This window comes from Methanosarcina sp., assembly GCF_049706645.1.
Lineage (GTDB): Archaea > Halobacteriota > Methanosarcinia > Methanosarcinales > Methanosarcinaceae > Methanosarcina.
The window spans coordinates 1-9,823 of the sequence record NZ_JBNAKP010000071.1 but is presented as its reverse complement, the minus strand read 5'-3'; the positions used below and the strand labels follow the sequence as shown (position 1 = coordinate 9,823).

General features: G+C 40.0%; 5 protein-coding genes and 2 pseudogenes. 2 read left to right on the top strand and 5 right to left on the bottom strand.

Features of this window, described 5'->3' with window-relative positions; translation table 11 throughout:
• The 3 genes and pseudogenes from ACPK8D_RS16750 to cdhA form a co-directional block, all read right to left on the bottom strand.
• Positions 1-461: pseudogene (locus tag ACPK8D_RS16750) on the bottom strand (CO dehydrogenase/CO-methylating acetyl-CoA synthase complex subunit beta); the annotation flags it as partial.
• 23 nt (positions 462-484) lie between these two features.
• Positions 485-997 (bottom strand): CO dehydrogenase/acetyl-CoA synthase complex subunit epsilon, encoded by a 513-nt coding sequence (gene cdhB / locus ACPK8D_RS16745; protein WP_424718991.1) that lies wholly within the window; start codon positions 995-997, stop codon positions 485-487.
• A 2-nt stretch (positions 998-999) separates the two neighbouring features.
• On the bottom strand, positions 1,000-3,417 hold the full coding sequence (cdhA, locus tag ACPK8D_RS16740) for a CO dehydrogenase/acetyl-CoA synthase complex subunit alpha (protein WP_424718990.1): 2,418 nt from the start codon (positions 3,415-3,417) through the stop codon (positions 1,000-1,002).
• Between the two features lie 1,019 nt (positions 3,418-4,436).
• Here cdhA and ACPK8D_RS16735 point away from each other — a divergent pair.
• Positions 4,437-4,631 (top strand): hypothetical protein, encoded by a 195-nt coding sequence (locus tag ACPK8D_RS16735; protein WP_424718992.1) that lies wholly within the window; start codon positions 4,437-4,439, stop codon positions 4,629-4,631.
• Between the two features lie 2,189 nt (positions 4,632-6,820).
• Positions 6,821-7,102: pseudogene (locus tag ACPK8D_RS16730) on the top strand (DUF134 domain-containing protein); the annotation flags it as partial.
• 842 nt (positions 7,103-7,944) lie between these two features.
• Here the strand turns inward: ACPK8D_RS16730 and ACPK8D_RS16725 are convergent.
• Complete coding sequence (locus ACPK8D_RS16725; protein ID WP_424718989.1) at positions 7,945-8,043, bottom strand: hypothetical protein; 99 nt, start codon at positions 8,041-8,043, stop codon at positions 7,945-7,947.
• Between the two features lie 1,036 nt (positions 8,044-9,079).
• Positions 9,080-9,295, bottom strand: coding sequence for a hypothetical protein (locus ACPK8D_RS16720; protein ID WP_424718988.1), 216 nt, complete (start codon positions 9,293-9,295; stop codon positions 9,080-9,082).
• Positions 9,296-9,823 lie beyond the last annotated feature (528 nt).

Genomic DNA, 9,823 nt, shown 5'->3' with positions numbered 1-9,823 from the left:
TGTTCGGTGTAGAAAGTCACCTGCATCTTCTCAATGAAGGGAAGCTCGGTCTTGAAAAGCATCATGACGGCTTTTCCGAAGGGCTCGAAGGAGTCCATCTTTGCAGCTGTATCCTTGGAAACTCTCATCCAGACATCATATCTCTGGTTCAGGTGCATTATGCCCTGGCAGTAGTTGATGAAGTCGTGGACACGCCTTTCGACAACAGACTCAAGATCAGCCTCTACGAGTTCTCCGCCGATGTTGAAGATCATTGCCCAGGGGTAGGTCTTGCCCTCTTCCATATCCTTAAGGTCAGGACCGACAATTGTTACTCTGTCGTCCTCAATTGAATCCATGTCTGCTGCACGGACAAGCTCAAGACCCAAAGATTTCGGGCCACCGAGCTCGACGAACATTCCTTCCTTTCTTACTCTTTCTCCTTCAAACATTGGGGAAATCTCAAATGGGAATTCTGCCATTAATTTCGCCTCCTAAATCAAAATTATAAAGCGTTAATAAGTTCATCCAGGGCAGCATAGTGGTCTGCCTTGCTCAGGTTCCCGAAGGACATCGTTGCGTTCTGGATATAGTTTCTGTCAATTGCTATTGCTTTTACATCACTGAAGTTCTTTGTTCCGGACAGTACCTGGTTGATGTAGTATTTTATGTGCCCAAGGACAATGAGTGTGTCATAGGTCCCATTGCCGTCAAGCCCGGGCCAGTTTTGGTCTGTCACATAAAAGCCTAGCTGGTGAAGGTTGATGTACTTCGCACCAACATCCTTGTCAACAAAGCCGGGCATAGAGCTGCCAGTTGCTGCAATTGGGATATTTTTTGCTTTCGCAATCTTTACTGCCCTGCTCAGAAGTTCCGGGTCAAGGACTTTTGTCCCAACCACAAGAAGCGGCCTCTTTGCCTTTGAAATCAGTTTAGCTGCTATCTCGGGAGTGGTTGCTTTGGCAGTTGTCACTCCGTAGGTGGTAAAAAGCTTGGTGTTTTTGGTAGTGTCTACCATTTTCAGGCCCCCTTGCAAAGTCTCTTGAGGTTAGTTGGCTGTGCGGAGACGTCGAATTTGATCTTCGGACCGGAGATGATCTTCCTCTTCTTCCAGTCAATTTCCCAGCCGTGCTCTTTTTCCAGCCTCTTGAGGAGTTCTTCACGCTTGGCAAGCGGGAGGTCGGCTTCGTTTCTGACGAACTTCCACCAGTCTTCGGGTTCTACACCGAGGTACTTCTTGGAAAGCTCCATCCAGTGGGTCAGCTTTATGGACCTGCCCATGTTGTTGTCGGACGGGCGGATGCAGGCTTTTGCCATCATCGGGATTGCTTCCTGCCAGGTTTCTGCGGTTGTCAACAGGAATTCCGGTGCTGGTGGGATATTCATTTCTGAGCCATCTCTGGCGTCATAGACTTTCCACTTGGACTCATCATAGTTCTTGGCAATCAGGGCTCTCCTGTACTTGGAACTGTGTGGGCCGAGCACTGCCGGGATACCATATACATTACATCCGGTACCTATTGAAGCAGCTTTCTGAGAGTATGCACCCCAAGCAAGTCCGCATGCACCTACACGGTTGAGTGTGTAGTCTGCAATTTCTGCCAGGTTCCCTGCTAGAGTCCTCTGTGCAAAGATTCCGGCAACTTTCTCTGCAGCTCCGCTGATGTGTGCGTTGGACACACAGGAACCGGTGTTAAGCAGCCCGCCACCTGCGAATGTGCCTGGGTATCTTTCGTAAAGGGTCTTGCCTTCTTCATCCTTGAACATGCCAATGTCCATTGCAGAACATCCGCTCACGGCCAGGAGGTAGTTTCTCTTCAGGAACTCTTCGGCGATGAGGTAGACATCTTTGGTACCGGCCGGGTAGTTAGGACATCCGATGATTGCGATGATACCTGGGGTAGTTCCCATAACAAGGTTCAGGCCTTCTGCCCTGATTTCCGCATCACTTGCCTGTCCCCTGCCGGCTCTAACCCATCCTTTCTCTTCGCTGATAGATTTCTGTGCAGCCTTTTCAAGCAAATTCAGGATTGGAATTTCCTTCTTACAAACCTGCTCGCAACGCCGGCATCCGATACAGACGTCGTGGAGAGCTTCGAGATATTCGTAGCTTCCCTTAGATGCAGATTCCAGAGCTTCAGGGATGTCCAGTTCCTCGGGACATGCAAGCATACATTCTCCGCACTGGACACACTTGTCGATGTATGCCTTGAACTCTTCATCAGTCGGGATTGCTGTTATGCCTTCTGCATCACGGATTGGAGCCATAACTTCGGCAAGCTTGGGGACGAGTTCTCCAAGTTTTTCATAGTCCAGCATTACACAACCAGGAATTGCTCCTGACTTTATTTCCTCAATTATTGAACCCACATCGGCATCGGTGCGGTCTGGTAGGCCCATCATGATCTTTTCGTTGGAAGCGATCACAGGGATCTTGAGTTTCTGGGATTCTGATAGGACATCACCACGGACGCACTGTTCGTCCACAACAATGACATCAGGCATTCCAGAACGGATAACTTTCAGTTCCTTAGCCAGGGACCCTACGATCTTAGCGTATGGGAGTCTCCTGTCGGCTTCCTTGTATCTGCTCATGTCGAATGCGGTACAACAAAGTCCGGCAATTTCCATCTTGTCTACCAGTTTGTTGTCTTCCATGTAGTCCATGATGTAGGTTACACCGGCCACGTTGTGCCCTATTGCAACGATGAGTGGCTTGGACTTATCAATGGACCCCATTCCGATTTCAATAAGCGGGGCTTCGGGGTCTGCTTTCGGGAAGTCATATGCTGTAACCTGGGCAATATCAGAAATTTCCATGCCGACGTGGTCTAGGCTACCACTGAATAGAGACTTTGAGTCGTAGTCAATTTCTGCGCTTTCCTGACCGGCGTGGATAGTTGCAAGGAGCTGGGTGAGCTGTTCTTCAACATATTCCATTGGGGCCCTGCATTCTCCGAGGGTCTTTGGGCTGTATCCTGTACAGATTGTAACGTTGGGAGTCAGAACGTTCGATTCTCCAAGGTTAAGTGGGAGATCTTCTCCAAAGACCTCTATCACATGGTCAAGTAGGTGGCGTCCGTGGGCAGCATGGCATGCGGTACCTGTAATTACACGGAGGAAGAATTCTCTTCCTGTTTGGCCAGCCATGTCAATTCCGCAAGCGCCTCTCTTGTTCCCTGAAAGGTCACATGGTCCGTAGGTACAGTAGCAGCACTGGTCACACATAGGGGTCAAAACAGGCTCATAGCGGTCAAGAAGAAGCAAGTTCCAGCTTCTGTAGGATGCTATGCTTGCGAGAGCAGTGGGACCCATCGGGCCTAACTCTTTTGCTTTTTCTTCAGCCGCCTCCTTTGCTGCCCCTACAATATTATTTATAGTGATCTGAACGGATTCAAGATCTTCTATAGAAAAACTCCCAGTAGTTAATTTGCTCATTTTAGCTTTACCTCCTAAATACGCTTAAAGTCACTTTACCGGACTATTTTTGAAAGTTCCAGCTATTTAAATGACATTTTTAGTAGACCGTTTTTAAATTTTTATAGAATTTACACACTTACAACAAAGAATCAAGTACAGTAAATTAAGCAGTTAAAACTTGAATTTTTAGAGATTTGGGAGTTCACTGCTTTTTTTAGACTTCAAGTGGGTAAGTCCTATATTAGTAAACGTTGTGATCTCAAAAAAATAAAAGAGATCTTAGAGACCATCCAAAAAGTTCTATGCATGTTGTAAAATTTACAATCGGATATTCAATTGGATAATTAGTGTTCATTATCCGGAATCCGTTCATTTGTGATCGCTGATTGTAGAAATTACAGCAGGTCACAGCACTTTTTGGATATACTCCTAAATTACACATTAGCGACGTATTATAAATAATTTGCACTTTTGTTCTGTTTAAATATAATAATAAAAAATTCCGTTGTATAAACCTATCTAAACTCTTGCAAGTCTTTGACTCGTGGTGAAGCATGAAAAACGGCAACACCTGCTCATTTTTCATAAGAATCGAACATGAAATTTTCGAATAAAAGGCAAAACGAAAGTTTCAGTGATTAGCAGAATTTTATGTTAAATCAGGTGTAAAAGGTAGAAAATAGCCACGGGACTAACGGACGTATGATACAAAACTATTAAGTAAATGTCATAACTATAATTGCATTTTATAGAGTTATAAGCTTATAGCTATTGGTTTTGTACTAAAAATACCGAATCCTAAAAACTGATTCAGAGCTTATTAATTTATCAATAGTTAAATTGTCTTAGCATTAGTTATTTATACTACGTCTCTTTTGTGTATTTTGATTGTCGATTGAGTTAAGTGGAATATCAAGAATCCCAAAAGCTACTTTTGCAAGCTCAGTGAAATTCACTAAGTGCTCTCGTAATTATTAACGTGTCCCTGGAAGAGCTTGAGGCTATTCATCTTTGCGACCTTCTCTAGGTAGAGCAGAATGAGGCTGCTGGCAGAATGGGATTATCTTGGAAAACTTTCTGGAACGACCTACCAGAGTCTCGGAAAAAGTTTGGGGCCTGCTTTAACGAGCTACTTTACTTTTTCTTCAGCAGCTTCCTTTGCTGCTTTCAATATTATTGATAGTGATCTGAACGGCTTCAAGATCTTCTATAGAAAAACTCCCGATAGTTAATTTGCTCATTTTAGCTTTACTTCCTAAAAGCACTTAAAGCCACTTTATCAGAGGATTGTATCTCTGATATTTGCATCCGATACTGACTGTGCAATTACATTGATATCTGCTTGAGAGTTCTAGCTATTTAAATGACATTTTTAGTAAATCGTTTTTAAATTTTTATAGAATTCACACACTTACAACACAGAATCAAGTACAGTAAATTAAGCAGTTAAAACTTGAATTTTTAGAGATTTGGGAGTTCACTGCTTTTATTTCGGGCTTCAAGTGGATAAGTCCTATATTAGTAAATGTTTGATCTCAGAAAGATAAAAGAGATCTTAGAGACTATCCAAAAAGTTTTATGTATATTGTAAAATTTACAATTGGACAATTAGTGTTCATTATCCGGAATCCGTTCATTTGTGATCGGTGATTGTAGAAATTACATTAGGTCACAGACCTTTTGGATAATCTCTAAATTACACATTAGCGATGTATTATAAATAATTTGCACTTTTGTTCTGTTTTAATATAATAATAAAACAAATTCCGTTGTATAATCCTATATAAACTTTAGCAAGTCTTTGGCTCGTTATGAAGCATGAAAAACGGCATCTTATGCTCATTTTTCATAAGAATAGAACATGAAATTATTCGAATACGAGGCAAAAAGAAAGTACCAGTGATTAGCAGAATTTTATGCTAAATCAGGTGTAAAAGGCAGAAAATAGCCACGGGACTAACGGACGTATGATACAGAACTATTAAGTAAATGTCATAGCTATAATCGCACTTTATAGAGTTATAAGCTTATAGTTATTGATTTTGTACTAAATATACCGAATCCTAATAATGGATTCGAGCTTGTTAATTTACCAATAGTTAAATTGTCTTGGCGTTAGTTATTTATACTACCTCTCTTTTGTGTAATTTGATTGTCTATTGAGTTAAGCGGGAAATCAAGAATTCCAAAAGCTACTTAACAAACTCAGTGAAATTCCTCTTTGCTGTCTGGAAATCTCCACCCTCTCCTTAGAAGAGCTTGAGACTATTCGTCTTTGCGACCTCCTTATTAATACTGGTGAATACAAGGTCGATTTTCTCTGCAAAGAATGCGATCATGTGTAGGAACCAAATTGCAACCAGTATCATCCTTAAGCTGTCCGAATTGTGGTTCCAGTCTAATTTCTCCGACTCTGAGGCGATGGAAGATGAAAGAGGCTTATTAAGAATGATTATGTTGTCCAAAAAAGGGAAAGCAGCAGGAACACTAACGAAGGAAGCATGAAAACAGCAGGAATTAGACTGAGATAGAGAATTGAAACTTAGAGGATTTCATGTCTCAACGCAACTGGAAATAAAAATTTACCGAATATAACTGTAAATCCAGATTTCAGAGGAAAATTCATTCAAGAGCTTATCGAAATCAAGAGTTTAATTGTAGATTTGAAAAATCTGGATGTAAAAATTATTTAACATATTTATACACTAAAAGAGAACTGTTTTTAAGAACCAATTTCGAAAGTATGTTCATCAATATGGGCAAGCGAAAATTCATAGGCTGTCAAGCTGACCTAAGAAACCTTCAGCTTAATTTAATATATTTGATTTCGTGTTTGTTTCTGATTTCTAGAGCAGATTCAAAATGATAGAAAGCCATTGCTTAGGTTAGAGGATTTTAAAACCTTGAGGAATAGCAATTCTTCCAGTTCCTATCACTTCTAAAAAAACAATTGAGTACTCATATTTAGCCCTTACGAATCATATTATTTAGTGCACTTGGATCAGACTATTTTGAGAAGTATAAATCCATAGAATCTATCAAATTAAGGTTATGTGTTGGGATAAACCACCCTGGACTCAATGGCTACAGTGGGTTGCATACTTTTGTCTTTGATATGCTGATATTCGGAGTCCTGTTTACTATACTCTTGTGAGAGAAAGTGAGAGAAAAACTATTTTTGAAGTTTGTTCAGAAAAACACTTATGGCCGCTATATGCGGAGACTTTTTAGTAACTTTAATCGTCTCAAACTTTGGGACTCCTGGTTTGATGACATTCCAGGTGAGTACATACCTTTGGCGTTATTATGGCAGTTTGTGTTTCTCTGATTCCTAATGGCGATGTTATGGTCAATACCTTAAACGCTTTATAAAGTATATTGATCGATAGATACTTATTATGGGTTGCATAAGTGTAATCTGATGGTCAATAAAGTTAAGCGCAGGGTATCTTGCTTTCCAAAGGCCACCTATTACAAGCCCAGAGAAATTCCTCTTTGCTGTCTGGAAATCTCCACCCTATCCATAGAAGAGCTTGAGGCTATTCGTCTTTGCGACCTTCTCCAGATGGAGCAGAATGAGGCTGCTAACAAAATGGGAGTATCCCGGAAAACTTTCTGGAGCGACCTTCAAAAGGCACGAGAAAAGATAGCTGATGCTCTTGTCAACGGAAAAGCGATCGAGATCACCGGAGGAGAATACGTTAATACTGGTGAATGCAGGGTCGATTTTCTTTGCAAAGAATGCGATTATGTGTGGGAACCAGAGTTCAACCAGTATCGTCCCACAAGCTGTCCGAATTGTGGTTCCACTCTAATTTTCCGAATTGGTGGCGATGGAAAAGGAAAAAGGTTTATTGAGAATAAATGCTGCTGCCCTAGAGAAAAGGAAAGTAGCAGGACTAGTGAAGGAAGCAAAGAAAAGTGACAATAATAGCTATACCACCGATGAGCGATACTGGACTGGAGTCTGATGTATGTGCTCACTGTGGCTCATGCGAACATTTTAACATTGTAGATGTATGTGATATAACCACTCCTGGAATAAAGCCTTTACTGGAATTAGGGCGATAAGCAAGAGGGCTCCCTACGGCGAGCACAATTGTATTGTCCCTTCGAGAATCTTGGGATCGCGAAATGTTGAGACCTTACCTGCCTCGGGCATCGGCGGAAAACCGTAATGTCGCTGGCTGAAAACAAAATCAAGATATCTACAGGAGTTGCGGGCAAAATTTCCGATTCGGTTCAGGATTTTAACAATGGGTGCTACTAGTTGTCTACTAAGGGCACATGTAGCTGCATGCGTGTTTTATTAACACAAACACGCAAGAAAAAAGGAAATGAATAATGATTACCTCCTTTCAAGAAACTATATGAACGAATCTAAATTATGCTCTTTCATTTGAATACAAAAATCATTATTTTTGTCTCTGTTTTTATACTGTTCGTACACAGCATTTAATTGATTATACATTGTTGAGTTTACCGATCTATACCACTGTGCATAATCTTGAATTATGTTAACAGACATCGGACATAATAACAACGTTAAACCAAATTCTGCTTCTGCATCCGGAAAATCACAAAAGTGAAATTTCTACATGCTTCCGGCCTATTATCGTATATTTTGCATTTTGAGTTTATCAATAATGGGCACTGCCCTACGGCTTTTATTACTTTATAACATTCTTCCCAACTCTGATTTTACCGCATTCGATTTTAAAATATTCACACATTCTTTAACTACATTTTTTAAGATTTTCTCATATTCTTTTCTATAAAAATCAATAATATGATTTTTGCAGCAATCCGCATGGCTCAGGATAACTATAATGTTTAAGTATACTTTGAGTTTTTGAGATTAACCAGTCGTATTTTTCAAAACGTTGTCTTCTATCCATAGCATTCATCCAATTGAAAGAAAAAAGAGATGTTAAGTATATAATAGCTATCAATTGCCCGATTTTATGAGAACTTAACATACTGATAAAAACTTATTTATCCAAAAACCCGGGTTTCTAGTCAAGATCCTGCAAAGCTTTCAAAAAGAGAAGACCGAAAAAATTTTCTTTTAAATAGCCATCTCATTTTTCCGTTTTTCGTTATCTTTCTTCTACTGTTGTTCTTTCCTGTCAGTGACCGCCCGATATCTGTTCACTTCGTGAGCATGCGGGCGTGGAGGGAGGTTTTAAGATGAGTTTAAAAAAGAAATTTGACAATTCCTTCAGAGTCAACAAGGCGCTGCGGGATCCTTACGCCTAAAGCTGCAACTAAAAGGTGCCGAAGAGATGGGGGTGGAGTTTCCAAAAGCACCACTAATCGAGTTTAAAGGTTGAACCCGTGAGTCCTTCAGAATCCGATCATATATTGTTTGCTCTTGAGGGTTCACCGTTCTTCGCTGCACTGGCTCCTCACTTTTATAATGCTGGAATAAAGAAGATATAATTTCATTATTTTTGTTCTTGATATTGTCTTTAGCAATAGCTATAAAGCCATTCCCAAAGTGAATACTTGAAGTTATATTTTTACCATTCCTTAGTAAATCTATCAATTCTTTTTTGCTTAAGCCAGTTTGATGAAGAGTATCAAGAAGTGTCCCCTTAGCGAGTCTTGTATGTAAAGGAACAACTGTTCTGTAAGTCCTTTCACCACTTATCTTTTTAAGTGATACATGGCTTCTTTTTTACCTCACAACAACAAATCCGGCTTTTTCTAATGCATTTACAAGTTTTTTTTCCGGATATAACTGGTAATTTAGACATTGGAGACTTTCATAAGGGTCAGAAAGATTTGGAAACTTTTGCGGAAGGCCTTCAGTCCCGAGGCTCTCGATGTACAGTTCTATAACTTCTTTAATATATTCTTCAGTTTCTTCAAGGATTTCACCCTGAGAGATCACATTGACCTTATGACTCAAATTAGAATTTTAGACACTAAGCTTTTAATGCTACCTATCTTCGGCTCAAGTGCATGAATCCTATCTCATTTGCAGGATAAAGTTTAATTTTAAGATCAAGTAAAATCATTAATTGTTGCATTACCCGCTGCAGAAGCTATTGTAATTGATAACACAATAGCAAAGCTGCTTGCAATAAAAGTATGGTAGTAAAACAAATCCTGAAATATCTTCTCTCAAATATTTCTTCAAAAGATAATTGTCTGGATGTTTATTTAGATGTAAAAATAATGCAAATCTGTATCAAGTCATTAAGGTAAAAAAAGTCGATTTTTATGCCATTTTTTTCTTCGATTCAGAACATATCTGGAAAGCAAACTATTGCGTTTTATAGAAGTTGCAATAAACTTTATTCCGTGTCAAAAAGACACGGAATATTCATATTTAAATTGTGTTCCTGATTAATTATTTTGGAGGCCAGTTCTTTTCCATCCAGCCTGGGAGCCTTCCGGAGTCCATTGGACCAACCAT